Source organism: Marinomonas dokdonensis (assembly GCF_052747885.1).
This window is the reverse complement of record NZ_JBRAND010000001.1, coordinates 222,350-248,796: the sequence shown is the minus strand read 5'-3', so window position 1 is coordinate 248,796 and position 26,447 is coordinate 222,350. Positions and strand designations below refer to the sequence as shown.

General features: G+C 46.5%; 26 protein-coding genes and 1 pseudogene. 9 read left to right on the top strand and 18 right to left on the bottom strand.

Annotated features, from left to right (window positions below):
• Positions 1 to 76: 76 nt before the first annotated feature.
• The 3 genes from ACUM5Y_RS01160 to ACUM5Y_RS01150 all read right to left on the bottom strand — a co-directional run bounded on the left by ACUM5Y_RS01160 (position 77) and on the right by ACUM5Y_RS01150 (position 3,062).
• Positions 77 to 1,012 carry a LysR family transcriptional regulator gene (locus tag ACUM5Y_RS01160; protein WP_445975663.1) on the bottom strand — a complete coding sequence of 312 codons (936 nt, stop codon included), beginning with the start codon at positions 1,010 to 1,012 and terminating at the stop codon, positions 77 to 79.
• Positions 1,013 to 1,117: 105 nt separating this feature from the next.
• The gene (locus ACUM5Y_RS01155) at positions 1,118 to 1,534 is read right to left on the bottom strand and encodes an acyl-CoA thioesterase (protein ID WP_445975017.1); all 417 of its coding nucleotides are present in this window, start codon (positions 1,532 to 1,534) and stop codon (positions 1,118 to 1,120) included.
• Between the two features lie 118 nt (positions 1,535 to 1,652).
• Entirely contained in the window at positions 1,653 to 3,062 is a 1,410-nt protein-coding gene (locus ACUM5Y_RS01150) for an HD-GYP domain-containing protein (RefSeq protein ID WP_445975016.1), read from the bottom strand.
• 195 nt (positions 3,063 to 3,257) lie between these two features.
• On the opposite strand from ACUM5Y_RS01150, the gene ACUM5Y_RS01145 reads away from it, so the two are divergent.
• A complete protein-coding gene (locus ACUM5Y_RS01145; RefSeq protein WP_445975015.1) occupies positions 3,258 to 4,169 on the top strand; it encodes a LysR family transcriptional regulator in 912 nt (303 codons plus the stop codon).
• A gap of 101 nt (positions 4,170 to 4,270) precedes the next feature.
• Positions 4,271 to 4,657 carry an SMU1112c/YaeR family gloxylase I-like metalloprotein gene (gene gloA2, locus ACUM5Y_RS01140; protein ID WP_445975014.1) on the top strand — a complete coding sequence of 129 codons (387 nt, stop codon included), beginning with the start codon at positions 4,271 to 4,273 and terminating at the stop codon, positions 4,655 to 4,657.
• Here the strand turns inward: gloA2 and ACUM5Y_RS01135 are convergent.
• Positions 4,654 to 5,115, bottom strand: coding sequence for a GNAT family N-acetyltransferase (locus tag ACUM5Y_RS01135; protein WP_445975013.1), 462 nt, complete (start codon positions 5,113 to 5,115; stop codon positions 4,654 to 4,656). The two genes, gloA2 and ACUM5Y_RS01135, sit on opposite strands and share 4 nt — an antisense overlap.
• Positions 5,116 to 5,301: 186 nt before the next feature.
• On the opposite strand from ACUM5Y_RS01135, the gene ACUM5Y_RS01130 reads away from it, so the two are divergent.
• Positions 5,302 to 5,817, top strand: a complete 516-nt coding sequence (locus ACUM5Y_RS01130; RefSeq protein WP_445975012.1) for an Mpo1 family 2-hydroxy fatty acid dioxygenase — start codon at positions 5,302 to 5,304, stop codon at positions 5,815 to 5,817.
• Between the two features lie 110 nt (positions 5,818 to 5,927).
• On the opposite strand, the gene ACUM5Y_RS01125 is transcribed toward ACUM5Y_RS01130, so the two are convergent.
• The 4 genes from ACUM5Y_RS01125 to ACUM5Y_RS01110 form a co-directional block, all read right to left on the bottom strand.
• Positions 5,928 to 6,131 (bottom strand): hypothetical protein, encoded by a 204-nt coding sequence (locus ACUM5Y_RS01125; RefSeq protein ID WP_445975011.1) that lies wholly within the window; start codon positions 6,129 to 6,131, stop codon positions 5,928 to 5,930.
• A 134-nt stretch (positions 6,132 to 6,265) separates the two neighbouring features.
• Positions 6,266 to 6,928, bottom strand: a complete 663-nt coding sequence (gene bluB, locus ACUM5Y_RS01120) for a 5,6-dimethylbenzimidazole synthase (RefSeq protein ID WP_445975010.1) — start codon at positions 6,926 to 6,928, stop codon at positions 6,266 to 6,268.
• 136 nt (positions 6,929 to 7,064) lie between these two features.
• Positions 7,065 to 7,691 (bottom strand): HD domain-containing protein, encoded by a 627-nt coding sequence (locus tag ACUM5Y_RS01115; RefSeq protein ID WP_445975009.1) that lies wholly within the window; start codon positions 7,689 to 7,691, stop codon positions 7,065 to 7,067.
• 13 nt (positions 7,692 to 7,704) lie between these two features.
• The gene (locus tag ACUM5Y_RS01110; RefSeq protein ID WP_445975008.1) at positions 7,705 to 8,817 is read right to left on the bottom strand and encodes a TauD/TfdA family dioxygenase; all 1,113 of its coding nucleotides are present in this window, start codon (positions 8,815 to 8,817) and stop codon (positions 7,705 to 7,707) included.
• 93 nt (positions 8,818 to 8,910) lie between these two features.
• On the opposite strand from ACUM5Y_RS01110, the gene ACUM5Y_RS01105 reads away from it, so the two are divergent.
• Entirely contained in the window at positions 8,911 to 9,822 is a 912-nt protein-coding gene (locus ACUM5Y_RS01105) for a LysR family transcriptional regulator (protein ID WP_445975007.1), read from the top strand.
• Between the two features lie 17 nt (positions 9,823 to 9,839).
• On the opposite strand, the gene ACUM5Y_RS01100 is transcribed toward ACUM5Y_RS01105, so the two are convergent.
• Complete coding sequence (locus ACUM5Y_RS01100; protein WP_445975006.1) at positions 9,840 to 10,790, bottom strand: LysR substrate-binding domain-containing protein; 951 nt, start codon at positions 10,788 to 10,790, stop codon at positions 9,840 to 9,842.
• 194 nt (positions 10,791 to 10,984) lie between these two features.
• On the opposite strand from ACUM5Y_RS01100, the gene ACUM5Y_RS01095 reads away from it, so the two are divergent.
• Positions 10,985 to 11,950 carry an NAD(P)-dependent oxidoreductase gene (locus ACUM5Y_RS01095; RefSeq protein ID WP_445975005.1) on the top strand — a complete coding sequence of 322 codons (966 nt, stop codon included), beginning with the start codon at positions 10,985 to 10,987 and terminating at the stop codon, positions 11,948 to 11,950.
• Positions 11,951 to 12,042: 92 nt separating this feature from the next.
• On the opposite strand, the gene ACUM5Y_RS01090 is transcribed toward ACUM5Y_RS01095, so the two are convergent.
• The 4 genes from ACUM5Y_RS01090 to ACUM5Y_RS01075 all read right to left on the bottom strand — a co-directional run bounded on the left by ACUM5Y_RS01090 (position 12,043) and on the right by ACUM5Y_RS01075 (position 16,322).
• A complete protein-coding gene (locus ACUM5Y_RS01090) occupies positions 12,043 to 13,464 on the bottom strand; it encodes an aldehyde dehydrogenase family protein (protein ID WP_445975004.1) in 1,422 nt (473 codons plus the stop codon).
• Positions 13,465 to 13,671: 207 nt separating this feature from the next.
• Entirely contained in the window at positions 13,672 to 14,178 is a 507-nt protein-coding gene (locus ACUM5Y_RS01085) for a hypothetical protein (RefSeq protein ID WP_445975003.1), read from the bottom strand.
• 111 nt (positions 14,179 to 14,289) lie between these two features.
• On the bottom strand, positions 14,290 to 16,056 hold the full coding sequence (locus ACUM5Y_RS01080) for a sodium:solute symporter family protein (RefSeq protein WP_445975002.1): 1,767 nt from the start codon (positions 16,054 to 16,056) through the stop codon (positions 14,290 to 14,292).
• A gap of 5 nt (positions 16,057 to 16,061) precedes the next feature.
• Positions 16,062 to 16,322 carry a DUF4212 domain-containing protein gene (locus tag ACUM5Y_RS01075; RefSeq protein WP_445975001.1) on the bottom strand — a complete coding sequence of 87 codons (261 nt, stop codon included), beginning with the start codon at positions 16,320 to 16,322 and terminating at the stop codon, positions 16,062 to 16,064.
• A 154-nt stretch (positions 16,323 to 16,476) separates the two neighbouring features.
• On the opposite strand from ACUM5Y_RS01075, the pseudogene ACUM5Y_RS01070 reads away from it, so the two are divergent.
• The 3 genes and pseudogenes from ACUM5Y_RS01070 to ACUM5Y_RS01060 form a co-directional block, all read left to right on the top strand.
• A pseudogene (locus ACUM5Y_RS01070) lies at positions 16,477 to 16,668 on the top strand (DUF6500 family protein); the annotation flags it as partial.
• An 18-nt stretch (positions 16,669 to 16,686) separates the two neighbouring features.
• Entirely contained in the window at positions 16,687 to 17,121 is a 435-nt protein-coding gene (locus ACUM5Y_RS01065) for a VOC family protein (protein ID WP_445975662.1), read from the top strand.
• Positions 17,106 to 17,576 (top strand): GNAT family N-acetyltransferase, encoded by a 471-nt coding sequence (locus ACUM5Y_RS01060; RefSeq protein ID WP_445975000.1) that lies wholly within the window; start codon positions 17,106 to 17,108, stop codon positions 17,574 to 17,576. The genes ACUM5Y_RS01065 and ACUM5Y_RS01060 overlap by 16 nt, the downstream gene beginning before the upstream one ends.
• Positions 17,577 to 17,600: 24 nt before the next feature.
• Here the strand turns inward: ACUM5Y_RS01060 and ACUM5Y_RS01055 are convergent, their stop codons facing one another.
• The 5 genes from ACUM5Y_RS01055 to ACUM5Y_RS01035 form a co-directional block, all read right to left on the bottom strand.
• Complete coding sequence (locus ACUM5Y_RS01055; protein WP_445974999.1) at positions 17,601 to 19,268, bottom strand: aminotransferase class V-fold PLP-dependent enzyme; 1,668 nt, start codon at positions 19,266 to 19,268, stop codon at positions 17,601 to 17,603.
• 26 nt (positions 19,269 to 19,294) lie between these two features.
• Entirely contained in the window at positions 19,295 to 19,777 is a 483-nt protein-coding gene (locus tag ACUM5Y_RS01050; protein WP_445974998.1) for an Lrp/AsnC family transcriptional regulator, read from the bottom strand.
• A gap of 220 nt (positions 19,778 to 19,997) precedes the next feature.
• A complete protein-coding gene (locus ACUM5Y_RS01045; RefSeq protein WP_445974997.1) occupies positions 19,998 to 23,246 on the bottom strand; it encodes an efflux RND transporter permease subunit in 3,249 nt (1,082 codons plus the stop codon).
• Entirely contained in the window at positions 23,243 to 24,433 is a 1,191-nt protein-coding gene (locus tag ACUM5Y_RS01040; RefSeq protein WP_445974996.1) for an efflux RND transporter periplasmic adaptor subunit, read from the bottom strand. The genes ACUM5Y_RS01045 and ACUM5Y_RS01040 overlap by 4 nt, the downstream gene beginning before the upstream one ends.
• Positions 24,430 to 25,809: a TolC family protein gene (locus ACUM5Y_RS01035; RefSeq protein ID WP_445974995.1), complete on the bottom strand. Its 1,380-nt coding sequence runs from the start codon at positions 25,807 to 25,809 to the stop codon at positions 24,430 to 24,432. Before ACUM5Y_RS01035 ends, ACUM5Y_RS01040 begins: the two co-directional genes overlap by 4 nt.
• Positions 25,810 to 26,135: 326 nt before the next feature.
• On the opposite strand from ACUM5Y_RS01035, the gene ACUM5Y_RS01030 reads away from it, so the two are divergent.
• Positions 26,136 to 26,444 (top strand): hypothetical protein, encoded by a 309-nt coding sequence (locus ACUM5Y_RS01030; protein WP_445974994.1) that lies wholly within the window; start codon positions 26,136 to 26,138, stop codon positions 26,442 to 26,444.
• Positions 26,445 to 26,447: the final 3 nt, after the last annotated feature.

Below are 26,447 nucleotides of genomic sequence, written 5' to 3'. Positions count from 1 at the left end.
GGCTTCATCCTAGAGTGAATATGTGTTGCTAACAAGAATCTATTTTAGCTCACCATGATGCTGTTTCGGCATCACCTTAGGTAGTTTCCGCTAGAGAGACCAGAGTGTCGCACAGGGCTCGGGCAAAAAAGTCCATGGCTGTGGTCAAGTGTCGTCCGCCCCGCACATATACCCCTAAGTCGGAATAAAAGGGCTGCTGGTGGGCGATAGGAATATGAACTAGATCGCCCTTGGCAAGATCATCTTCAATACCAATGCGGGTTTGAAAGGCAATGCCTGCACCACGCAACACCATGCGACGGGAAAACTCAAAAGAGTTGCATTCAATACTGGCGTGGGGAACCCCTAGTTGGGCCAGTAAAGGCGCCATATGTAGGTAGGTAGATGTGCCTGGTTTACTCATGATGAGAGGGTGCTGGGCGCATTGCTGCAGTGTCACTTTGGTTTGCTTTGCGAGAGGGTGATCTGGGGTGACCACGGCCCCAAGCGGAAAGCGTGCTAATGTTAATTGCTGTATTTCTTCGGAGCGGCTTAAGTCAAACCCTAAACCTATGTCGGCTTGCCCTGAAATGATCGCAGGGGCTATCGCATCGGACCCTGCAAGGCTTAAACCCACAGTAATATTTGGGTATTTTAGGTTGAAGCTTTCCAATAAATTGGGGATTAATTCAATGGAAGGTCCTTCAACACTAATGATTTCAACATGACCTCGATGCAAGCCTTGCAGAGCCTCTAACTCACTGTGCATACGCTCTGCATCTTGCAACACAGTGCGCACATGATGAGCAAAGATTTCCCCTGCACTGGTGAGTCGTAATCCATTGGCTAAGCGCTCAAAGAGTGGTACGCCTAATTCGTCTTCTAGCTTTAAAATCTGCCGACTCACCGCCGATGAGGCAACATGTAAGTGCCGAGCGGCTTCTCGGATAGAACCGTGCCGATAAACCATATCAAAGTAATACAAAGCATTGGCGTGAAAGCGTTTACGGGGCAGTTTGGCGTCACTCTGCATAGTCACTAAACTCGTGTAAAACCCTAAAAGTACCCGACAACGGTGCGCAATAGCAAAACTAATTGGCTTATCGAGTACTTAGGCTGAAACACTTGTCCGTCGTTGTTAATCGCTAAGAGGAGTGATAGCGCTGACAATCTTGTCTCGATACTCTTGGGGCAGCTCGATGGCAGCTTTTAACTTTTTCGAGAAGCAAACATAGGTGACTTCTGCGTCGGCGACTAAGGCTTGAGTTTCAGCATTGATAATGCGCTGCTGCATACTGATGCTGCGGTTGCCTATTTTGGAAAAAGCGGTTTGAACCTCTAGAGTTTCCCCAAAGCTTGCTTCGGCGCGAAAGTTAATATTGATGTTCACAATGGCCCAGGCAATGCCTTGCTCCATTAATTCTGTGCCCATGCCAAAGTCATCAAAAAACGCCCAGCGACCTTCCTCCAAAAACTCTAGATAACGGGCATTGTTCACATGCTGAAAGATGTCTAGATGGAAACCACGAACTTTAATGTTGACCTTGCTGATCATAATATTCTTCCTTTTAATATTTATTTTCGCTGAAATGAGATAGAAGAATACGTAGCAGAGGGTAAGAAAAAAATAGCAAAAACGCTCAACTTTACTGGCAGATTATCGGCAATCGCCTTTAAATGCTGAGTTCAGTTTCTTCTGCTTTGATGAGTAACTTTAATTCGTCCGGCAGTTTATCTAAGGCCTGTTTTAATGCTTCTAAACAGGTAGAGTCTATGGCGGTATTGAGGCTCTCAGTCATGATGTCGAGGGCTTTTGAAACCGGCATCGCACCTCGATAAGGACGCTCAGCTGTGATGGCATCAAAGATGTCTGCGGTGGTGATGATTCGGGTTGGCAAAGAGATTTGTTCTGCATTGAGTTTATTGGGATAGCCTGTACCATCCAGTTTTTCATGGTGGCTGCCAGCCATTTCAGATAAGTTTTGAAAGGCGGTGATTTTCGAGAGAATGTCCTTGGTAAATTGTGCGTGTTTCTGCACCGCTAGCCATTCATCCTGATCCAGCTTACCGGGTTTATCTAAGATGGTATTGCTAACCCCAAGCTTGCCTACATCATGCAGCAGTGCTGCTCGCCTAAGCCATTTTCTGAGCTCATCATCAATCCCCATTTCTTGTGCGATGAGGTCGGTAAAGAGCGCCACACGTTCACTATGACCCGATGTGTAAGGGCTCTTTGAATCTATGATTTTACCAAAAGCAGACACGATACAATCGAGATAGCTATCATCCAGCAAGAGATTTGCTTTGGCGGGGGCGAGCTCCATAACGGCATTAGAAATGCTCGATGAAGCCAGTGTGTCACAGAAGCTTTTATCTAACACAATTTCATTCATGGCTTCCACAAGGGCTGGGTCAAACCAGTCGCCACTACGTTGATTGGCTTCGGCCACGGCGCCAGGTAGATCATTTTCTATCTGAAACACATCGATCACTTGTGCCAGCAGGGCGATACGAGAATTGAGGGGAATGTCGGTTCCCTCTAGGTTTTCAGGTCGACCCTTACCATCCCAGTGTTCATCCAGAGAATGCACCCCTTGAGCCACGGCTTCGCTAAACCTTAATTCACGAGCTATATCCGCTCCTCGTGAGCAGCGAGTCTCGATGAGTTCTTGGGCATAATCTGAACCGTTTTTTAAAATATCTATGGTTGCGCTAATGCGGGTAAGCCAATTCTTATCTTTCCCCGTGTTATTCATCACAAAATTGATCACGCTAGAAAGACTTGTACCTACGGTTTTAAAACTGCGTTTAAACTCTTGATCATCAGTGAGATAAAGTTCACAAATACGCGCGGCATTACTACTGCAGCCAGTGTCTTTTAATAGCAGAGTAAAATATAGGTCGTATAACTCGGGCTCAGACAAGCCAATTTTTTCCCCAATATGCATACCTATCCAGCAGCAACGAATGCAATGCTCTGGTGGTTGGCCCTCGGTCATATCTAGCGCCACCGTTAATGACAGCATTAACTCAGACAGCTTTATATAGTTCGATTCTGGCAATAGGCTTGAGGCTTTGGACATTCATTTAATCTCTATACTAGAGGAGGTGGCTATCAAGACTATGTGTTTCTAGGCATGTTTGCCAAGTAATTTACAGCGTATCTGATAGGTGGCTGTCTTCAAAAGGGGTTTTTATGCACTTAATAGAAGATGAAATAGATAATAAATATTGATAATCTGATAAGAATTTTAGCAATTATAGTGTGAAATTTGAAAATGAACGCTGAGCATTTACGTTTATTTATCCGCCTTGCGGTGACTCATAACATTAGCCAAGCAGGCAGTGAATTGGGGCTATCTCCGGCGGTGGCCAGTAACCATATTAATAAATTGGAACAAAGCTTAGGCGTGCGCTTGTTGCATCGTACCACACGGAAAATTTCTCTGACTGAGGAAGGGGAAGCTTTTCTACCTTATGCTCACGATGTGTTATCGAGCATGGAAGCTGCACGAAACTCTGTTGGGGCGGGTAACGCCTTGCCAAGTGGTAAGCTGCGGGTCACGGCACCGGCTTCCTTTGGTCGTATGCATCTAGTGCCAGCGCTGAAAGGTTTTTTACAACAATACCCAGATTTGTCCGTAGATTTGCGCCTTTCCGACGCCATTGTCGATATGGTGGAAGGGGGATTTGATGTGGCGATACGCAATGCGGAGCTGAAAGACTCCAGTCTGATTGCCCGCAAATTAACGGTGGATAAGCGAATTATTTGCGCTGCCCCAAGTTACTTAAAAGCCCATGGCGAGCCGCAAACCCCTGAAGAGTTGAGCTCGCATCAATGTCTTAACTTAATGCATTTCGATACATGGCGCTTCAAGCAGCCTCAAGGGGAGCTGGCAATTAAAACCAAAGGTAACCTGCAAACGGACAATGGCGAAGCCATGCGTGATGCCTGTGCTCTTGGGTTAGGCTTAGCAATAAACTCCACTTGGAGCGCTTACCAGCATTTACAGTCTGGTGAGCTGGTTCAAGTATTAAAAGACTTCCCATTATCTCGACAAACCGCTATTTGGGCTGTATACCCAAGCTCTCGCTTACTGGCACCAAAAGTGCGGGTGTTTATTGATTATTTCTCTGCACAATTTGGCGATAAACCCTATTGGGATCAAGCTTGCCAAGCCGTGAATTGAGATTCATCTACAGATAAACCCCAGCGTATCTTGTCTATACTCCGGGGTTTTTTATTGAAATAATGCAGCGTCTTTAGTGCACTCATAGCAAGGGGTTAGTTTTGTTTAAATCCATTCACCATGTGGCCATTATTTGTTCGGATTATGCAGTGTCCAAGGCGTTTTATGTGGAAGTGTTGGGTTTGCAAGTGATTGCCGAGAATTATCGCGCTGCCCGTGCTTCGTACAAGTTGGATTTAGCCTTGCCTGATGGTGGTCAAATCGAGCTATTTTCTTTTCCTGATGCGCCGCCACGCCCTTCTAGGCCTGAAGCCCAAGGACTAAGGCACTTGGCATTCAATGTGGACTCGGTGGAAGACACAGTGGCCTATTTGCAAAGCAAAGGGGTGGAAGTAGAGCCGATTCGTGTGGATGAATACACCCAACGTAAGTTCACCTTCTTTAGTGATCCAGACGGTTTACCTCTGGAAATTTACCAAGCAGGTTAATCTTGAGTAGGGCGAACCATGGCCACATGCTCGATACCATCTTCCAAATAGGGTGAAGAGACAATCTCAAAACCGTGGCGCTGGTAAAAGTTTGCAAGGTGGGCTTGGGCGCTGATTTTGATCGCTTGTTTTGGCCAAAGTTTATTGGCTTGGGCAATGGCTTGCTCGATAAGCTGATGCCCCAACTTTGCTTGACGATATTCTGCTGTGACCAGCACTCGGCCAATGGCCACATAACCTTCATAACAAACATCTGGTGCCATGATTCTGGCATAGGCAACGGCGTCTTTATCCGCTAGAGCGTAGAGGTGTTGGGTATCCTTTAGGGTGTCGATGCCATCCAATTCTGGGTAAGGGCAGTTCTGCTCAACAACAAATACATCGCAGCGAATTTTTAGTAAGTCATATAAACGATGTACGGTTAATTCATTGAAAGTTTGGTTGTGCCAGATGACCATGTTTTTGTCCTAAAATCGAGTGCTTCAAAGCGAGTTATTTTGGTCAAAAAGGCAGGGCTAAGTAAAGCCTTATTATTGGCGGTCCATGACGTGATATGTCTATAATGAATTTGTATTTGAAATGCTAATGTGAACTTGTTATATCTAGTTTGTCGTAAAAACAACAATAAAATAAAAGAGATGACGATGAAAAGCCAATTAGAATACTTATCCCAATACGCCTATTACCACCAAAACCCAAGCAATGTTGCCACCCACTTTGTGGGCATTCCGATGATTTTAGTCGCGATTACCATCTTGCTGTCACGGCCCTTAATTGATCTATCCATAGTCGTCATTAGCCCAGCGATGATAGCTGCCTTGCTGGCTTCATTGTTTTACCTACGCCTAGATCGAAGTATGGGCGTGCTGATGAGCGTTTTGTTGGCGCTATCCGTTTGGTTCTCACACTATATCGCGGCTCAAACGACATTTATTTGGTTAACCTCTGGTATTGGGCTATTTGTGGTAGGTTGGATTTTTCAGTTCGTAGGCCATTACTTTGAAGGAAAGAAACCAGCCTTCGTGGACGATATTATAGGCTTAATTATTGGGCCATTATTTGTAGTGGTTGAGGCTTTGTTCTTGCTTGGCTTTAAGAAGTCATGGCAACAACAGATTAAGACAGCTTGTCAGCTAAGAAATCAAAATAAAGAAGAATAACGAAGAGAGAAGATTGGGTGGTACGCTAGTGTTTTTATTCTTGCGACCAGTCCAGTGAGTCATGTATCCCATAATGATGGGGACTCATAGCATAAAGAAGGGCTTAAGAATTAAGCGTGCTTCATAGTACGTGGGTTTAGGTTTGCTTTGATTTTTGCGAAGAAGTTTTTAACAGACTGTGTTGCTGATGCGACAACTTCAACAATGTATTCTGCGCGTTCTGCATTCGCAATGGCAGTGTATTTTTCAGTTTCAGAAATATAAGTAATGTCTGCTGAATCTAACAGTTCAACTAAAGATTTTGAGTTTTTCATCTTGTGCTCCTAGTTATTAATGAATGAAATAAGTGTTTTCAATAATTAAATGGTAAGGGCGTAGAGGCACAAAGACAAACGATAAAAAATACCCTGATAGGTGAATTAAACTCAACTATATGCTTTACTAGCCCTTATTTTACTTGATCATCCACTTCTGGCCAGCTTTCAAAATGCACACTCGATTCTAGAGATTTTCGAGGTAGCCAGCCCGCTCGTTGTAAGTCTGGGGTGGTGTGAAACGCCTTCACATAACCCAAACACAGATAGGCAATGATATCGATGTCTTGGGGGATATTAAGGGCGTCACGAATCACATCATCATGAACTATGCTTACCCAGCCCATGCCGAGATTCTCAGCGCGTGCGGCCAACCACAAATTTTGTACTGCACACACAGAACTGAACAGATCCATTTCTGGTTTAGCAGTTCGACCAAGCACCACAGGGCCTGTACGTTTACGGTCACAGGTCACACAAATACCCACAGGAGACTCTTCAATACCTTCGAGTTTAAGCCCTTGATATTGTCGCTTTCGCTCGCCAGTAAAAAGTTCTGCCGCTTCTTCATGGGCCTGTAAAAAGCCTTGTTTGATTTTCGTTTTGGTGGCTGGATTCTTAACGACAATAAAGTCCCAAGGCTGCATAAAACCAACACTTGGAGCGTGATGAGCGGCTAATAAAATACGTTCTATTACTTCATCAGGGATAGCATCGCTAATGAACTCGCGACGAACGTCACGACGGGCAAAGATGGTTTTGTAAACAGCGTCTCTTTCTTGCTGGGTAATTTGCATAATGGCCACTTAAATCCAGTGCTAAAATCAGCGGCCATTATGCCGAGGCCCATCTAAGAAAGCGAATGAATAAGCCTAATGCTATCGTTAGATAAGATCATATGTAGGCGACTCTTCATGCTTAGTGGGCACCTTTTTATGGCGAGTTTGCTGTGCTTGGCTGGGGAATGTCTTGGAAGCTTTTGCCCATGGTTTGCTCACCCACATATTTTGGGTCGAAGGCTGGGCGGGTAAATATTTTACGCAGCATAGGCTCAAAGTATTCTAAGGGTTTGGTCGGATATTCTGGGTCAAAAGAGCTTTGGTCCCAACGCTCACAAAAGTCAACGCAGGCCTGATACCAAGGGTGATCCTTTAAATATTCTCTTTCGTTTGGATCGCCCCCTAGGTGGTGCGCATAGTAAAAATTCTGGAATAAACCATGCTGATTAATGACCCAAGTAACTTCTGGTCGCACATATGGGCGCAGAATAGCCGCCGCATACTGGGAGTGATTATAGGGGGCTAGGTCATCGCCAATATCATGGATCAGTGCGGCCACTATCATCTCTTCATCGGCACCATCCGCTTCGGCTCGGGTGGCAGATTGCAAGGAGTGCTCAAGGCGAGATACCTGATAACCCGATAAGGTGTTTTCAAGGTTTCTTAGTGTCGCCAGCAGGCGGTCAGGTAACCCCCTTGCATAGGCTTCTTCGTGTTCGGTCAAAAACAAATATTCTTCTTTGGTGCCGTCTTTCATTTGGCGGAATTGTACATTTTTCATGGTGAATCCTTGGTTAAATCGTTTGGCTTTGCTTGAGGGCTTTGTAGCGGCCTTTCGGCTCGTCTAAATCAATGTAGGCCCCCTGTAAATGGCGTATGCCTTCTGTGCTGTCAAAGCCCGTTCTGCCGTGTAACACACGAGCGTTATGGAACATTTGTAATTGTCCTGGTTCCAGTTTAAAACGCCATTCGAATTGCGGGTCGCTAAACAGCTGCCCTAAGCGCTTGCGTGCACGATGAAAAATCACCAGTTGCTGCTCGCTCAGTAGAGGTAGGTAATCCAAACGTGGGCTGTAACTTACCCCTTCAACGCGTCCACTGGTGTCTGTTTGGATAATGGGACGACGCTCAATTAATTCTACTGTGTCATCTTTGTAGCGATAACGCACGGGAATATCACAGAGTAACTGATAACCTTCTGGGTCTTCTTGCTTGAGTTTTTCGACCACAGATAAGCTGTCCACTAACGTAGAAAAACCGCCTGAGGTCTGATTCGCTAGGCAATGCAACAACTGAATGCCGGGTGTGGGGTCACGATAAGGGTTATCCGTATGGGCACCAAGGGGTACAGAACGATAGGCTAAGTCATTTGAATTGGGGCGGGTGTAGACTTCGAAGTATTTACCGAAATTGGTCTTGCGCACATGGCCAAATTTTTCTGCCACTTGCAAAATGGCCTCGGCCTCATTGGGCACATCTGTGATAATAATCACCCCATAAATGAGGAATGCCTGCAAAGCTTTCATCAGTCCGGCTTCTGACTCAAGTTCGGCTGAGGAAAAGTAAAAGCAAGATTTGTCCGTCGTGCTTTGCCATGCTTGAGGTGCTGGCCCACCATCCCATGGATCAAAATCTGCGAAAAAGGCACTTAGATCATAGTCACCCTGATAACCATCGCTAAAGCTTAAACGTACTTTCGAGGCACTGTGTTGCTCCACTTCGGTAAGGCTTAGAGACTCGTCTAATTGGTGCGGATCAAATAATCTTTGTTGCGTGATTTGATCCAAATGTTGAGGGTCTTGGCAGCGTTCTCTTAGCCACAAGGCCGGCAAAGGGTAATGAGCACCAGCAATGTGGGCGCTAATTGAAGGGGGTTCTTCATTGACAGAAAATTCGACTTGTTGCATTTTACACCTCTCCTACTGTATTTCTCGGCAGTATTGATGAATTAGCCTAATGGTGACAGAGGCAATTACTTATGGATGGCATGCGAAATACTAATGATGAAAGAATCTGAGCTCCCCACGTTAAGTGCTCTGCAAGCCTTTGAGGCCAGTGTACGCAACCAATCCATGACCGCTGCCGCAGAAGAGTTGGGCATAACCCAACCATTAGTTTCTCAACGCATACGCAGTTTGGAAGAGGTTTTAGGGGGTGTGCTCATTGATCGCAGCGTCAAGCCTTTAGCGCCAACGACAGCAGGCTTGAAGTACTACCATGAGTTGCAAGGACCCCTTGAGGCAATTCGCCATGCTTCTGTTAAGGCTAAAAGTGCTCTACAGGAGTCTCGAACCAAGATTACCATCAGTGTGTATTTTGGTTTTGCTTTCCATTGGCTGATGCCAAGAATGGAGCGATTGCAGGCGGCTTTCCCTGACTATTTATTTGAAATTACCCCCACCAACAGTTTGAAAGAAGTATTGGCTTCACAGGCAGATATTGTCTTTCACTTCTCATCACCTAATGGCAAATACAGCTTTGAAAAGCTGTTAATCCCAGAAGAAGTCTACCCTGTTTGTTCCCCTGAGTTTGCACAGAAGTTTGATTTAAAGGCCGGGGACTATCTGGAAAATCTCTATAACTTACCCTTACTGCATAAGGATAAGAGCGACGATAGATGGTTTAACTGGCAAAACTGGGCGGCAAAGTTAGGTCTCAATCCTCCCAATACCCCAGTAACATTTTGCTATAACAATTATCCCTTGATGGTTGAGGCTGCGGTGCAGGGTAAAGGTGTCTGCTTAGGCTGGGAAGGCTTGGTAAACAGCTTTATTGATGAGGGTAAGTTGATTGCTCTTGGGCCGAGAATAAAGTCCACCAGTCGAGGCTATTTAATCTGCTCGAATTATGACAGCACCTTTGCCGTGGGCAATGTGATCAACTGGTTGTTAGCGGAAGTAGACTCTGTGTAGCCCCTAGGTGAGGGGCGTTACTGCTCTAATAGCCATTGGCTAAAAGTTTTCACTTGGCTGTCGTTGAGCATGTTTTTATGACATACCACCCCCCATTCACCTGTGTCTGTCGCATGGTGATCCACAGGAATGACCAAGCGGCCAGTGGCGAGATCTTGATCCGCGAAAGGACCATTCACCAATGCAATACCTTCCCCAATGATGGCCATTTCCAAGGCTGCAGCTAGGGTATCCACATCCATCACTTTGGGGCTGTGCCCCGCATCTTGTAACGGCACTTGGGCGGATTCAAACCAGTTCTGCCAGTTCCAATATTTTTCCTCCGTATACACTGAGATTAACGGCTGATCTAGCAAGTCCTGTGGCTGAGGAGGGCTAGGAAGGTTGGCCAAAAAGTCTGGGCTACAAACCGGAAAAACCTTGGACTGAAAAATCGGCTGCCAATGTAAATAGTCGGGCAGGGCTTGGGTTTTGTAGATGATGGCTACATCGGCGTGCTTTTCGTCAAACTCCCAGTCAGCATTGTAGGTACAGACTTCTAAATTCACATCTGGGTGCCGTTTTTTGAATTTCGGCAGGCGCGGGGCTAACCAACGAATTGAGGTAGTGATGTAGGTTTGCACTCGCAAGGTCGGCTGGCTGGTATGGCACCTTACTTCTTCGGAGCCATTAATTAAGATCTCTAAGGCTTTACGCACAAATTGATAATAACGTTCCCCAGCTGGGGTGAGTCGAATGTGGCGGCCTTCACGTTCAAATAATTTACAAGCCAAACTGTTTTCTAGAGTCTGTATTTGGTGACTGATGGCAGGGTGAGTCAGATTTAGTTCTTCTGCTGCGCCTCGAACGCTGGACAATCTTGCCGTGGCTTCAAAACCTTTTAACGACTTGAGGGGCGGCAGTTTGCGTAAGTCGATCTTCTCGAATGAGGCATCTCCTCCTTCAAGGGGTTGAGCTAGGTCTTTCATCTGATTACCTGTTATGAGTCTGTAAATGGCCAGCGTTTTTGACTAGGGCTGCATTAGTCTAATGGATGAGACGAGGCAAAGTCTAAATGATTGGAAGGTTTTTTTTACCGAAGCCCTCAAAAAAAATCAATTTTTAACACCCAGTGTGATGGTTAATCTTAGCTTAGGTTTAACTAAGTTTATGAGGTGTTGTGATGCAGGTTGGTTTTATTGGATTAGGAAATGTCGGCGGTCAATTAGCAGGAAGCTTAATAAGAAATGGCCTAGACGTCATGGTAAGGGATCTTGATGATTCCCTCATGGCACAGTTTGAGGAAAAGGGCGCGAGCACAGCACCAAGCCCTAAAGCCCTAGCGCAAGCCTGTGATGTGATTATCACCTGTTTACCATCCCCCGCTGTTTGTGCTCATGTTATGGAAGCCGAAGACGGCGTTATTGCCGGTCTGAGTGAAGGCAAGATCTGGTTGGAAATGAGTACCACGGATGAAGCCGAAATCAAACGTATCGCTGCCATTGTTCAGAGCAAGCAGGCCATGGCAGTAGATTGTCCTGTGTCTGGTGGTTGTCACCGTGCGGGTACAGGTAACATTTCCATTTTTGCGGGCTGTGAGCGTCAAGCCTTTGAAACCGTATTGCCAATTTTGACGAAAATGGGTCGTCGCGTCATTCACACCGGCCCACTTGGCAGTGCGACAGTGTTAAAACTGATCACCAACTACCTATGCAGTGTACACCTAGTGGCTTTGTCCGAAGCATTAACGGCGGCAAAAGTTATGGGACTGGATATGAACGTGGCGTACGAGGGCATTAAAGCTTCCTCTGGTAACTCTTTTGTTCATGAGACTGAGTCCCAAGTTATCCTTAACGGTAGTCGTGATATCAGCTTTACACTGGATCTTGTTTGTAAGGACGTGGGCTTGTTTAACGAAGTCGCGAAACGTCATGGCATGCCGCTAGAAGTTGCTCCGCTGATCGTTGATATTTTCAAAGATGGTCAACAAAGATACGGTGATCGCGAATTCTCGCCAAACATTATTCGCCGTATGGAAGAAGCCTGTGGCGTTAAAGTATTGGGCAAAGGTTTCCCAGCGCAAATGGTAGACGATGAGCCAGAAGAGCCAGGTTACGAAGTGAAAATTCCATTTCGTAGTGATGTCTAAACTCTAGTCGCTTCACGACAAGACAACAAAAAGCCCCTTGGTCAGTCGACCAAGGGGCTTTTTAAGTACCTGCGAATACTAAATCATAAAAACTATGGGCAAATAATGGCTTTGGTTTCAATGTACTCGTGCATGGCTTCTTCACCCCATTCACGACCATTACCAGATTGCTTAACCCCACCAAAAGGGGCGTACATAGAAAAGTAGCTGCCCTGAATATAACATTGGCCAGCGTCTAAGCGAGCAGCGATAGGCAAGGCCGAAGCTTGGTCTTTCGCATATACCGCAGACGACAAACCGTATTGGCTGTCATTGGCAATTTCGATGGCTTGCTCTATGTCATCGTATTCTATGATGCACAGCACAGGGCCAAAAATTTCTTCTTGGGCGATGCGCATGTGGCGAGTCACCTTAGTGAAGATGGTCGGCGCAATGTAATAACCCTTGTCTAGGTGTGCTGGGCGATCTGAGCTACCAATAAGGAGTTCTGCGCCTTCTTCGACACCTAATTTAATGTAGTCCTGTACTATGTTGAACTGTCGTTCGGAAGCCAAGGGCCCCATAGTAGTGTCTGGGTGGTTGGGGTCACCGACTACTTGTTCTTTAGCGACTTGTGCTGCGATCTTAACGATTTCTTGGTAACGGCTTTTCGGCACCAGCATTCGGGTTAGCGCATTACAGGTTTGGCCTGTGTTACCCATCACATCTTCTACCCCATAACGAACTGCCGCTTCAAGGTCAGCGTCTTCCGTAATGATGTAGGCAGATTTTCCGCCCAATTCTTGGCAGACACGTTTGACGCTGGCGGCGGCATTTTTAGCCACTTCAATTCCCGCACGGGTAGAGCCTGTGAAAGAGATCATATTCACTTTTGGATGCTCAGCCATCACCGGACCAATCTCATGACCTCGGCCAAATACTAGATTAAAGACACCGGCAGGCAAGCCCACTTTATCAATGATTTGCGCCATGATGTGATCGGCCAGAGGAGTTTGCTCCGCAGGCTTAACCACCACGGTACAACCTGTTGCTAAAGCCGGTGCAAGCTTGCCAACCAATTGATGTAACGGGTAGTTCCAAGGGTTGATGAGGGCGCAAACGCCAATCGGTTGCTTGGTGATAAGGTTATTTTCTCTTTGCTCAACCTTGTCAATCATAGGCGCCATTTCAGCGTAATAACGCATGGCTTCGATGGCACAATCGATGTGAAACGCACCAGTTAACCCCACGGGACAACCCATACTTTGTACATGGGCTTGAACCAAATCTTGATAGCGATTTTGCATCTCATCAGCAATGGCGTTTAAGTACTCTGCACGCTTCTTGTTAGGGGTGTTTGACCAGTCGAGTAGGGCCTTATTGGCGGCTTCTACGGCGAGGTTTACATCCTCGGCAGTGGCCATGGTCACCTTGGCGATACAGTCTTGAGTAGCGGGGTTGATAAGAGAAAATTGATCAAGCCCTGCCAGTGGGTGCCAGTTGCCATTGATGTAGGCATTATTAATGTGTTGCATAAAAACAGACTCCATAGTGATGGGCAGAATTTCATAGAGTCAGGTTAAATGAGTGATATGTAAGTAACAATTTAATTTTTTTCACCTCGATTGGTAAAAAATAATAACCGCCAATAAAGGTGAGGTTTTAGGCCGTTTCAAACGCAAAAAAGGCAACCCGAATGGCTGCCTTTAAAGGTATGAAAAGTAGGCTTAAGTGAGCAAGAATTAACTGCAAACAGAGGTTAATAATGGGTCTTGTTTATCCAATTTATGCCAGTTTTGTGGGCTCGAATCTGCCGTACTAAAGCTTTGTGTAAAGTCAGTTCGGGCACCTTGAGAACAGTCGACAATTTGCGGTACACGTTTGGCAAGGCTGCGACGCTCGAAAAAGTATAGGTCGACCAGAATAAGGTTTGGATCAACTTTGTTTTGCGCAGAATTGGCAACATCCGCAGCAATGAAACGCAGGGTTTGAGGGTATAGGTAGCTCCAAGGACGCCAAGGAGCTTTCTCTTGTACAGCTTTAACGACCACGACACCTTCTGGCAATAGGCTGGTTTGGTGTTGATACCAGTCGTATTCACCTTGAATCTGAAAGCCCAACATAGCCATACCAGCAAAGGCAGGTACTAACCATTTAGGGGCACGTTGTTTTGATATTTTTCTGATCAATAGGGCAATACCCGCGCCACCGACACCGGCGAAAATCGTCGCAATGAGTTCCCAAATCATAAATATTCTCTTTATTATAAAAATCGTTTAGTGAATGAAACAGGCCTTCCTAGGAAGGCCTGATCATTATTTCGAGCAGGTTAAAAGTCTACTCGATGTTAGGGCTGGCGATTAGTGATCTACTGCACCGCCTGCACCTTGAGGGTAACGAACACTTTCCACAAGATCTTGGATCTCTTTTGGTGGCTCTTCTGTCATTGAAGATACCGTGAAGGCAACAACGAAGTTAATCACTGCACCAATGGCACCGAATGATAGCGGAGAAACCCCAAATAACCAATTATCAGGTGTATTTGCGAACGATGCTGTGCCAGGGATAAAGAACCAACCTAGGAACATAAAGATGTAAACCAAGGTACAGCCTAGACCTGCCAACATACCGGCAATCGCGCCTTTACTGTTGATGCGTTTCGAGAAGATACCCATCATCAATGCAGGGAAGATAGACGCTGCGGCGATACCAAATGCTAAGGCTACTACTTGAGCCGCGAAGCCTGGTGGATTCATACCTAAGTAGGTGGCCACCACTATGGCTAAGAACATGGATATCCGTGCGGCTCGCAGTTCCCCCTTATCGCTTATATTGGGGTTGATAGAACCCTTGATCAAATCGTGGCTCACGGCTGAGGATATGGCTAACAGTAAGCCTGCCGCCGTAGATAAGGCTGCTGCTAAGCCGCCTGCTGCGATCAGACCAATTACCCAAGAAGGCAAGTTAGCAATCTCTGGGTTCGCCAATACTAGGATGTCACGGTTAACCACCAACTCATTGCCTTCCCAGCCACGAGCGGTTGCTTCTTCTTGGAAAGCAGGCGTGTCGTTGTAGAACTGCACACGGCCATCACCGTTTTTATCTTCAAACTTGATAAGACCTGTGGTTTCCCAAGTTTGTACCCAGTCAGGACGCTCAGCGTATTCGATCGGTTGCTCAGTTGGGCCAGAAGGGTAAATAGTCGTCAATAGATTTAGACGAGCCATAGACGCTACAGCAGGTGCTGTTAGGTACAATAGTGCGATGAATACCAATGCCCAGCCAGCAGACCAACGTGCGTCAGCTACTTTAGGTACAGTGAAGAAACGAATGATAACGTGAGGCAAGCCTGCGGTACCAATCATTAGAGACAAGGTAAACAGAACCATGTTTAGCTTGTTGTCTACATCGGCGGTGTAATCCCTAAAACCGAGCTCGCGCACCACTTCATCCAGTTTTTGCAATAAAGGAATGCCAGACTCTGTATGGTTAGAGAACAAGCCAATTGCTGGTAGGAAGGTATCGGTTAGTTGCAAAGAGATGAACACAGCAGGAATCGTGTAAGCGATGATCAACACCACATACTGAGCGACCTGAGTGTAGGTAATCCCTTTCATACCACCTAATACGGCGTAGAAGAAAACAACGACAGCGGCAATGGTTAGACCTGTGTTCTTATCTACTTCAAGGAAGCGAGAGAAGGCAACACCAGCGCCTGTCATTTGACCGATTACGTAGGTTACCGACGCGATGATCAAACAAGCTACAGCTACCAAACGCGCGGTGCGGCTGTAGAAGCGGTCACCGATAAAGTCTGGCACAGTGAACTTACCGAATTTACGTAGGTAAGGGGCGAGAAGCATGGCCAGTAACACGTAGCCACCTGTCCAACCCATGAGGAAGGTTGAGTTTGCATAACCACCGGCGGCGATCAAGCCCGCCATAGAGATGAAAGAAGCCGCGGACATCCAGTCTGCTGCCGTTGCCATACCATTCAGTACTGGGTGAACCCCACCACCGGCAACATAGAATTCTTTCGTTGAGCCTGCACGTGCCCAAAAAGCGATACCAAAGTAGAGGGCGAAGGAGCCGCCTACAAAGAGTAGGTTTATGGTAAATTGATCCATGCTTATTACTCCTGTAGGCCAAATTCTTCATCTAATTTGTTCATTTTCCATGCGTAGAAAAATGTCAAAATGATGAAAGCAATGATGGAACCTTGCTGTGCGAACCAGAACCCAAGGTCTGTGCCGCCAACATGAATACCTGAAAGCATGGGACGTAAGAGAATGGCAAAGCCATAAGATACCAGTGCCCAAACCACTAAGCTGCCTAAAATCAGCCTAAGGTTTGCTTGCCAGTATTTTTCTGCATTTTTGCTATGATCGGACACGATAGGTCTCCTTATAATTATTTTTATGAGCTAGATCAATCTATCAGTAGCTGAGCAAAGATGAAGTCCGACTTTAGTCGTAGAGAGGAAAAATAGCTCACTATAGAGGTCGCGTGACTCATGCAAGAAATTGACTTAAAAGAGAAAAATCTGAATGAATGAAGATTTAAGAAACAAGATTCTGCGAGTTTGTGAGCAAAAAATTCAACAAAAAGGCGAGACGGTGCAGGTGTCCTTCTACGCATTTTTTGCCAATAAAAATGATGATCCAGCATTATTGATGAGCGCTGCCCGCTGGTGGATTGAAGAAAACCAATTTAACCACTTTGAAAAGGCTCGGAAAATTCACGCCATGGTGGCTGCCATGGATACATCCGCAGAGTTAAGTTCAGCTCACCAGCAAGGTTTTAATCACCTCACCTTAAGCGTCAATGACTTGGACCAATCTTTAGCCTTTTACCAAGGTTTATTGGGTTTTACAGGGCAGGTGCGCTGGGCGCAAGGGGCTTATCTTAGCTATGGTAATTGCTGGTTGTGTTTAGCTCTTGGAGAAAGTCAGCCAAGTCAAGACTACAGCCACTTTGCCCTGAGTTTTGGAGCTAACGCCTTGCAAGCAGTGCGTGAAAAAAAAGCGTTTTCACAGGTATCTGTATGGCAGAGCAACACCAGTGAGGGTGCGTCTTTGTATATTCTAGACCCAGACGGGCACAAGCTAGAACTCCATAGTGGTGACTTATCTTCTCGCCTAGCGTCCCTCAAACATCGTCCCTATAAAGATCTGCAATGGCTAAACCTATGAGCAAGATGGCCAATATTTGTTTATCGCAACTGAATATTCAAAAAATCACCCCAGAGCAAACTCTGCCACTGCGGCAGCAAGTACTTTGGCCTGCCGCATCATTAGAAGAGTGTCGGCTAGCGGATGATGACATCGGTTGGCATTTTGGGGGCTATTATCAGCAAGAATTAGTCTGTGTGGCCTCGGTGTTTATTGACCAGAAAAAGGCACGATTGCGAAAATTCGCTACCTTGTCAGCCTATCAAGGCCAAGGCATAGGGCAAATGATGTTAACTCGGCTATTGGCAGAGCTTAGTCAGCAAGCGGTGACACAGTTTTGGTGTGATGCCAGAGAAACCGCTATGGGCTTTTATCAAAGATTTGGTATGCAAGTGCAAGGGGAGCGTTTTTATAAATCTGATGTGGCGTATCGCAAAATGACCTTAGAGCTAGAGCCCAAAGAGGCGGCAAACTAGCAAACCCCTTTGGGATATATGGTATTAGGCAGGTAAGTCCTGCACCAAGACAAAGTCTTTTATGTCTGCATATTGCTCATTAAAGGGCTGGTACTGAACTGGGTACTTACCCGCAGCAAAATCTGCCATCAGCTGATTAGCCACTTGCCAACAATCCGCAGCTGGGGTGGCTTTATTTCCATGGCTCTTAGGCTCAAACCATTGATCTGCCAAGTGTTCTAATTCCATCGGCTGTGGTTGGTGGTTTTGAAAACGCCACACATCGCCACGGGTGTCGTAGGCATAATAGGGCAAAAATGCCAGCCCATGGTTGGCCACAAACTCGATGGCTTGCAGGATAAAATCCGCTTCTTGATCACTGATAAAATAGTTAAGGTTAAAACGCACCCAACCAGGTTTCACCAGTTTTTCTTGGTCTGCTAAGGCTTGCTGAATACGCTGGGATTTGGCTTCATCAATGTTCAGCAGCTGGTGACCATAAGGACCAGCGCAGGAACAACCGCCCCTTACTTGCAAACCAAATAGATCGTTCAATAAGGCCGTGACGAAACCATGGTGAAGGTAGCCATAAGGTGTCTTAATTCGCACTGCGGTAATCGACAAGCGTTTGGCTTGAGCATGCCCTAAACGTTCAATATTGGGGTGATTGGCAAAGCGTTGATCAATCTTGGCAACCAGCTCACTTTCTCTTTGTTCAATAGCATCTTCACCCACTTGTTGCTTAAGGTGCATCACTAAGCCTGCGCGAATGGACTCTAGAATCGCTGGTGTGCCGCCTTCTTCACGACGTTCCCCTACAGGTAAAAACTGATGATCATCTGGGGTAACAAATGAAACCGTGCCACCGCCAATATGGCTAGGTTGGGCATTGGCAATAAGGGATTTTTTAACCACTAAAATACCCGGTGTGCCCGGCCCACCCACAAACTTATGCATAGAAAAGAACAGGGCGTCTTTGCTGAGTACTTTATTCCCTGCAGGGTTCATATCAATGTTGACATAAGGCGCCGCTGCCGCGAAATCCCAGAAAGATAGGACCTGATAACGATGCAGCAGTTGGCTGATTGCCTCTTGATTCTCCAAAATGCCCGTCACGTTGGAGGCGGCGCTAAAGGTGCCGATAATGCGTTTACCTTGGTGTGCCTGTAATGCTTTTTCCAAAGCTTGCAAACAAACGCCACCTTGCTCGCTTTCAGCAATACGTTGCACTGTCACACCGAGCTCTCGCCAAGGTAGTTCATTGGAGTGGTGCTCATAGGGCCCGAGCAGCACACAAACGGACTTAGCTTGCTCTGGGCTGAGATTTCGTAACCCCAGTTGGCTGATCAGAGTGTTGATGGCGCTGGTGGCACCACTACCACAAAACACCACCAAGTCATCGTCATTGGCGTTCACCGCTTGGCGTATTTGTTGCCTTGCTTGTTCACGAAAAACGCTGGTCTGTTGGCCGGTGGCATTAGCTTCCGTATGAGTGTTGGCGTAGAAAGGCATGACGCTGTTCTGCAAACTGGACTCGATAAAGTCCAGACTGCGGCCAGAGGCGGTGTAATCGGCATAACACAAGTTGCGTAGGCCAAAAGGTGTCTGGATTTGCTGCTCTTTGCCGATCAAGCCTTGGCGGATTTTATCAAGCCAAATGTCGGCTGACGACAGTTCAGAAGTGGGCGCATTAAGGGGTTTTAACTGTGGCATCTTTACCTCTAGAAAGCGCCCCTTAACTAGTTCGAGTCTGCTTTGCCCTTAATGGGTAAGGGTAACTCCGTGGTCCATTTAATTTGTTCCATGGCGAAGTTTGATGTGACATCGGACAGTGAAGTCGCGCTGATTAAGCGTTTATAAAATCGGTCATAGGCTGGGATATCTTTCACCAGCACTCTCAATAAATAATCGTAATCCCCAGCCATGCGATAAAACTCCATGACCTCGGGAAAGCTGGCAGCCACCTTGGTGAACTCCTCAGCCCAGTTCGCCATGTGTTGGTTGGTCTTAACCTGCACAAAGACGGACACTCCTAAACCCAATTTGTCGGCATCTAACAAGGCGACTTTGCGCTTGATATAACCCGACTTTTCAAGTTTCTGAATGCGTCGCCAACAGGGGGTTTTAGAGAGTCCTACCTGCTGTGCCATGACTTCGGTAGAGATACTATCATTGCTTTGAATTAAGGCAAGCAGTTGCAAATCAACGTCATCTAAGTCCATTTTGTACTCTTTAGTAGGGTTTTATTAGGAATTTATTTCTCATTATTGGTCAGGGAAGAGCTTTGGGCAACCCTATTCTCAAAATGCTTTGAAAGGGGGAATGGCATGCTTGAAAATTGTCGAAATTTTTTAGGAAAAAACTTTAAAAAGTAGAGGAAGAAGGCGAATTTTGTGTGAAAAAGCCCCTCTAGGAAGATTCTCCTAGAGGGGCTGAGTACCATTAGTTTGTAACAGGGGGATTATTAGATTCTTCTGGAGCGGCTTTTAAACGCGCCAAAATATTGTGTACGTCTTCCTTGATCATCAAGAGTACTGGGATCAAGATTAGCGTTATCACAGTCGCGAACATGATGCCGTAGGCCAAAGATACAGCAGCCGGAATGAGCATCTGCGCTTGGCGGGAGGTTTCCCAAAGAATCGGGATCAGTCCTGCAAAGGTGGTAAAGGATGTTAGCAATACCGCTCGCAATCGGCTACGACAAGCCAAGCTAATGGCCTTACGCACATGGCTGGTTTCGTGACGCAGGTCGTTAAAGCGTGACACCAACAACAAGCTGTCGTTGACCACTACACCACTGAGCGCCAAGATGCCGTTTAAGGAGAAAATGCCTAGGGTTAAGCTGTTCATCCAGTGTCCAAGCAGCGCGCCGATGATACCAAATGGAATCGCCATCATGATGATCAAGGGCTGAGAGTAGGATTTTAGTGGAATGGCGAGCAAACCATAAATGATCAATAGGGCGATCATAAACATTTCGGACATGGACGACTGGGTTTCAGCTCTTTGTTCCGCTTCACCAGAAAAATACACAGACACCCCAACAAACTGTCGCTCTAACTGAGGCACTACGGCTTTTTGCAAGTATTCCACCACCTCGGTAGCCGACATGGTGTCTTTATCGACTTCTGAGGACAAATACAAAGAGCGCTTACCATCAATGCGAATAATGCGAGTTTCCGCTTGTTGATAGGACAACTTGGCCACAGCAGACAGTGGAATGCGCGAGCCATCTTCTAGAGTGATCTTAGTTTGCATGATCTCAGACGGTGACTCTTGTTGGTCATCTGGATAACCTAGGCGCACTTCCACTTCGTTGTTTTCACGTTGAAAGCTTTGTACTTCCTGGCCGTCAAAGTTGTTTGAGATTTGCGATGCTAAACCACTGGTGGAAAGCCCCAGTAAGCGTCCTTGATCGGTCAGCTCCAATACCAAGCGAGATTCGGTTGGGTCACTGTTCTGCTCAATACCAGTCACGGCAGGTAAGGTTTCCAGCTGTTTTAGTAGCTCCGCCATGGCACCGGTTAAGACACTGCTGTCGTTACCACGCAACTCCACTCTTAGGGCGTCGACTGTTTCACGAGCACTACGGATACGCAGGTTTTTCACGCCTTCTGGACTGCCTGCTAGTTGCTGCCACTTACTGGCAAACTGCGCTGAGGTATAAGGTCGGTCTGTGATCAATTCAATACGGATGTTACCCGACTGATCACCACTGGCGGTGACCTGAATGTTTTCTATGGCGACTTCTGTTGGCGCTTTGTCGATAAGGGCTGGTTTTTCGGGTCGAGGCGAGTCTTGTGCAGGTGCACCTGATGGCGGCCCGCGGCGTTCGCTACGTTCACCAGCTGTGGGGTTACGTAGGGCAATGTCAGCCTGATAGGCGGCTTCTTCCAAAGCCAGTAATACCTTTTGCGTCTGTCCATAGCTCACATCATTTTGCATGGTGACACTGCCGCGTACCGTATCACCCGGAATTTGCGGGAAGAAACTGGTACGAATAGCGCCCGTAAATGGCATGGACATAACCAAGATAAAAATCGCCATAAAGACTGTTAGTACCGCATAGCGGTAATTGAGTGCAAGTTCGATGGCTGGTCGATAAAGGCGCTCACTGAACCATTCTAGACCATTGTCCGCCCCGCGCTGAATGAGCGCCCAGAAGCGGGCAATCGGGTTGGTGCGCGTTGATTTGCGAGTGTTAATGTGGGCAAGATGAGCAGGCAGGATGACTTTTGACTCAATCACCGAAAGCACCAAACAAATGGCGACTACTATGGCGAATTGTGAGTAGAGTTGACCCAAGCGCCCCTCGATATTGGAAAGGGCCCAGAAAGCGGCCACTGTGGTAAAAACACCAAACAGGGTAGGCACGGCTACTATCATGGTGCCTTTGATGGTGCTACCTAGGGTGTCTCCTTCTTTGGAGCGCACTGTATAGATACTTTCACCCACCACCACAGCATCGTCCACCACTATGCCAAGGGCCATGATAAAGCCAAAGGTGGTGAATAAGTTAAGGGTTAAACCAATGCTTTCTGTGCCCATGAAGAACAAGGTGCCAAAGAAAATAAAAGGTAAGCCCATGGCCACCCAAAAGGCCACTGTGATGTTAAGGAAAACTGCCAACAGTACAAACACCAAAAACACCCCTGTCACGGCGTTTTCCACCATCAGCTCAAGGCGCTGGTTGATGGATTCACTGCGGTCATACCAGGTGCCAATTTTAACATTAGGAGGCAAACGACCACTGTCGTACCATTCTTCTAATACGGCTTTTGCGGCGACCACTGAGTTGGAAATGTCACTGGTGCCCTTAGTTAACACCTGAATGGCTAAACTGTTTTCACGATTAAAGCGGGAGAGGACGAAGTCGTCATTGTCATAGCTGTCGGTAATGCTGGCAACATCGCTGAGCAATAGGGTGCCGCCGTTTTCATTGGTCAGCAAGGGAATTTTCGAAAACTGACTTTTAAAATAAGCCTGCTCTGCCGCACTGATGCTCATGTAGATATCTTCATTACGCAGGGTCGCCACTTTCGAGGTGGACGACTCGGCATTGATCGCATCGGCTAAATCGCTAAGGGTAAGCTCATAGGATTCCAGCTTATTCTTATCTACGTCCACCTTAAGCATGGGGTCTAACCAGCCAGTGATAGAGGTCGCGCTGATGTCTTCGCTGGCCAGTAAATCTGACTCTAGTTCAAGAGTAAGCTTTTGTAGGGTGCGACGATCGGCTTCACCGTACAGCTGTATCCAAATAGAGTGCTCTTCACGAACATCCTTGGAAATAAGGGCTGGGTCTGCATCGTCTGGAAAGGTGGTGATCTGGTTAATTTCTACATCAATATCGTCCATCAGGGTGTCGATATCATAGCCATCAATCATTTCAATGGAGGCGGCACCTGAGCTCGCAGTCGCTGTGGTGGTGATATTTTTGATGCCAGGCGTGCTTTGTAGGGCTTGCTCAATGGGGATGGCAATGCCTTCTTCATTTTCCTTCGCTGAACCACTGTCATTCCCTACGTACACTTCAACTTTATTAGGAGAAAGGCTAGGAAACGCCTCTTTGTTAAGGCTGCCGACATTCATTATTCCAAGGGTGATAACAAGGATCAATAATAGGTTGGCTGCCACGGGATTGTTAGCAAACCATGGGATAATACCCTTTGGCTGATCGATCGGGCTCATGGCTGGTTACCCTTCTTTGGTGCAGTGTCTTGGGTAAGTGGGGCCACTAAACTGCCTTTAACATAGCTGTTATAGGGTTTAATAAGCACTTGATAGCTTTGCTCGCGCATGGCTTCAGGTACATCAATGTAGACATATTGGCTGTCGACAAATCTAGGGGTTGTTTCAAATGCAGCTAAGCGGCTGTCTTCATCCAAATACCAGATTTCGCTTTTCTGACTGAGCGCTGTGCTGGGGAGTCGCCAAAGGTTTTCTAATTGTTTGCCAGCAAGATTAATGGTCACAAAAGAGCCTAACAACAAAGGTGATGGTTGCGACAAGGGTTGGTCTAGGGAGATAACCAGACTGCGCATACGGGTGCTTTCATCAATGTGTAAACCAACGCTGAGCACCTTGCCTTGCCACTGGCTGTTGTCGTCTACGCTGTGAATGCTCACAGGCCAGTCAGTGTTTAAGAGTGTCTGGGTATCGGGCAGCTTTAACCAGTCGCTATTGGACAGGTCAATTTGAATTTCTGCTCGATCAATACTGTACAGACTTGCGATTTCGTCACCTGAGCTGATGTAACTGCCAGGGGATACATTACGTTCAATGACTAGGGCATCAAAGGGCGCGCGAATTTGTGTGTGGGCAAGGTTTGCTTGAGCATCTTTCAAAGCTTCTTTGGCGGCATCAACTTCTGCTTGAGCAGCAGCCAGCTGAGGCTCTCTTAGCACGAGATCGGAGTCCGGTTCCGTATTAAAGCCCGAAGCTTGCCATTCTGCTTTGGCTTGTTCACCCTGACGAACTTCTTCTTTTAGCGCTAACACAGCGCTGGCAAGAGTATTTTTGGCACTGGCCACGTCGCTTTCTAGTTCAGTGTTTTTAAGGCTGGCTAATACTTGCCCTTTTTTCACCACTTGGCCAGATTCAAACTGAGCGGAAAGCTGACTGACTTCACCACTTACTTGACTGGTAAGGGTTAATGAATAGCGTGGTTCAACCAGTCCAGAAGCCTTGATGCTAGCCGCATAAGTGCCTGTAGTTACATCCATGACTGAGATTTGGATGGCTTCTTCCGGGGCCTCGGGTCGTTGTTTACGAACCTGATTATTTTTTTCTGTTACCGCTGCACTAATGTAGAAATATACGCCAGCTAATACTGCCAGTGCGAGAATTAAAGCGATCCATTGCGCTAATCGTTTCATTGCTGCTTTACTCCAAGCCCTAAAGCGAGCCCTAGGTCGACTCGGTTTGATAAGTGTTGATAAATGATGTCGTCGAGTTCTGCTTCCAGATCAAAGGTGGTGGTTTGCACATCAATAAGGTCGCTTAGTTCAACTAAGCCAGAACGGTATTTTTTCTCATACTGCTTTAGATTGTTTTGTGAACTGGTTAAAGCATCTCGGGTGTAGGTGGTTTGAATGGCCAAAACATTCTCTTGGCCTAAAGCGTTTTCAACCTCGTAAACCGCGTTGAATAGGGTGTCTCGGTAATCTTGAAAGGCTTGGGCGGTTTCAAGTTTCGCCACTTCTGCTGCGGCCTTGAGTTGGCCACCTTGATACAAAGGTTGGGTAAGCTGTGCCAACAAAGACCAAATAGGGGAGCCAAAAAGCGCCTTGCTCGGTGAGCTGGCGGTTTCTGCTAAAGCGGCGCTTAAACTGATGCTTGGCAGCATGTCTTTGTAGGCCACCGAAGTGTTTAAATCGGCCGCTTCAATGGCTAAATAGGCGGCTTTTAGGTCGGGTCTACGTTGTAAGCTTTGATTGGGTAATTGTAAAAAGCCTATGTCTACGGCTGGATATTGTGCCTCTGGTATTTGCTCAAGTGCTTCACTGTTACCAAGGTAAAGTTGTAAGTCACGTTTGGCGATGGCTAATTCTTCCGTATATTGTGCCAAATCACTGCGGGACTGAGAGGTAGATGTACGTGCTTCATCCAGTGCTTCTAAATCCCCAAGACCATTGCGGAATCTCTTTAAAATAAGCCCTTCGTTGGCTTCTAATAATGCCAAACGCTTTTGTTCTATTAGGATGCCTCGTTGTTTCGCAATAATGGCTAGCCAAGACTTAATAACATTTGCCACTAGGGTATCGCGGCTGGCCTGATAAAGGGCTTCGTCACTGGCGAGCGACTTTTCGGACGCCTGTTCGGAGGTGGCCAGTTTGCGCCACAAATCCAGCTCCCAGCTGACAGTAATGTCCGCGCTATAACTGGCATCACTGCCTTCTGATTTGCCCGCTGAAAAGCCCGCTTCAACGCTTGGTAACTGATTAGCGTGATCGCCTTTAATTTCCCATAAGCTGGCCTGTAGGGTCAGCATGGTTTTTTGTAAGCTTGGGTTAGCGCTCAGGGCTTGGTTAATCAGTTGATTCAGTTGCTCGTCTTCAATCAAATCGTTGAGATAGCTGACTTCGCCTGCTTGGTTAAGCTCACTCCAAATAAAGGGTTTATTGGAGACTGTGCTTTCAAATTCCTGGTTGGCAAGCTCAGAAAAGTTATCCCGACTTTGTGAGCTGCTACATGCCGTCAATATTAGGCATGAACAGAGTAGCCCTATGTTGCTAATCGCTCTGTATCCCATTTTGTCTATCCAGTCTTATCAAGGGTGGAGTGAATCTATATACCGAGTCTATTGCAGACGTAAAAGCCTAAATCCAGTAATCATACCGTTCGATTATTACTGGATTTTTTTCTAGGTTTAAGCGTCTTTGCGTTTCTTTACAATTCAACTTATTGTTTTTCTGATAGATTCTCAAGGCTATTTGGAATTTTTTCCCATGCTGTAAAAACATTCTAAATTGTGGTCAAATAAAGGGTCTGTTAAGAAAGAAAAACTGAAAAAAAAAGCTCAACAAATGGCAATTTTGGCCGATACTATTTGTCACTAAGGTGTAACTGGAAAAATTCATGGCATTACCTCCTATTAACTCAGCAGCGACGAACCTTTATTCTTCGCAATTGGCGACTAAGCAATACCAACAAACTTCTGCATCTGAGGATAAAGAAGAAATGGTCGTGCAAGTAGCCGAAGAATCTGTTGAGCAAGCAAAGGAAGTGCCAGAAGAAAACAGTATTAAATCTTTTACCCACGGTTTCTTTGGCTTAGATAAGCCAGGTGAAGTGGTAGAAGAAGAAAAGAAAGACGATGCCTACACGGCAGGAAAAGTGATGAAAACCCTAGGTACTATCGGCAGCATCATCGCCATTATTGTCTAACCC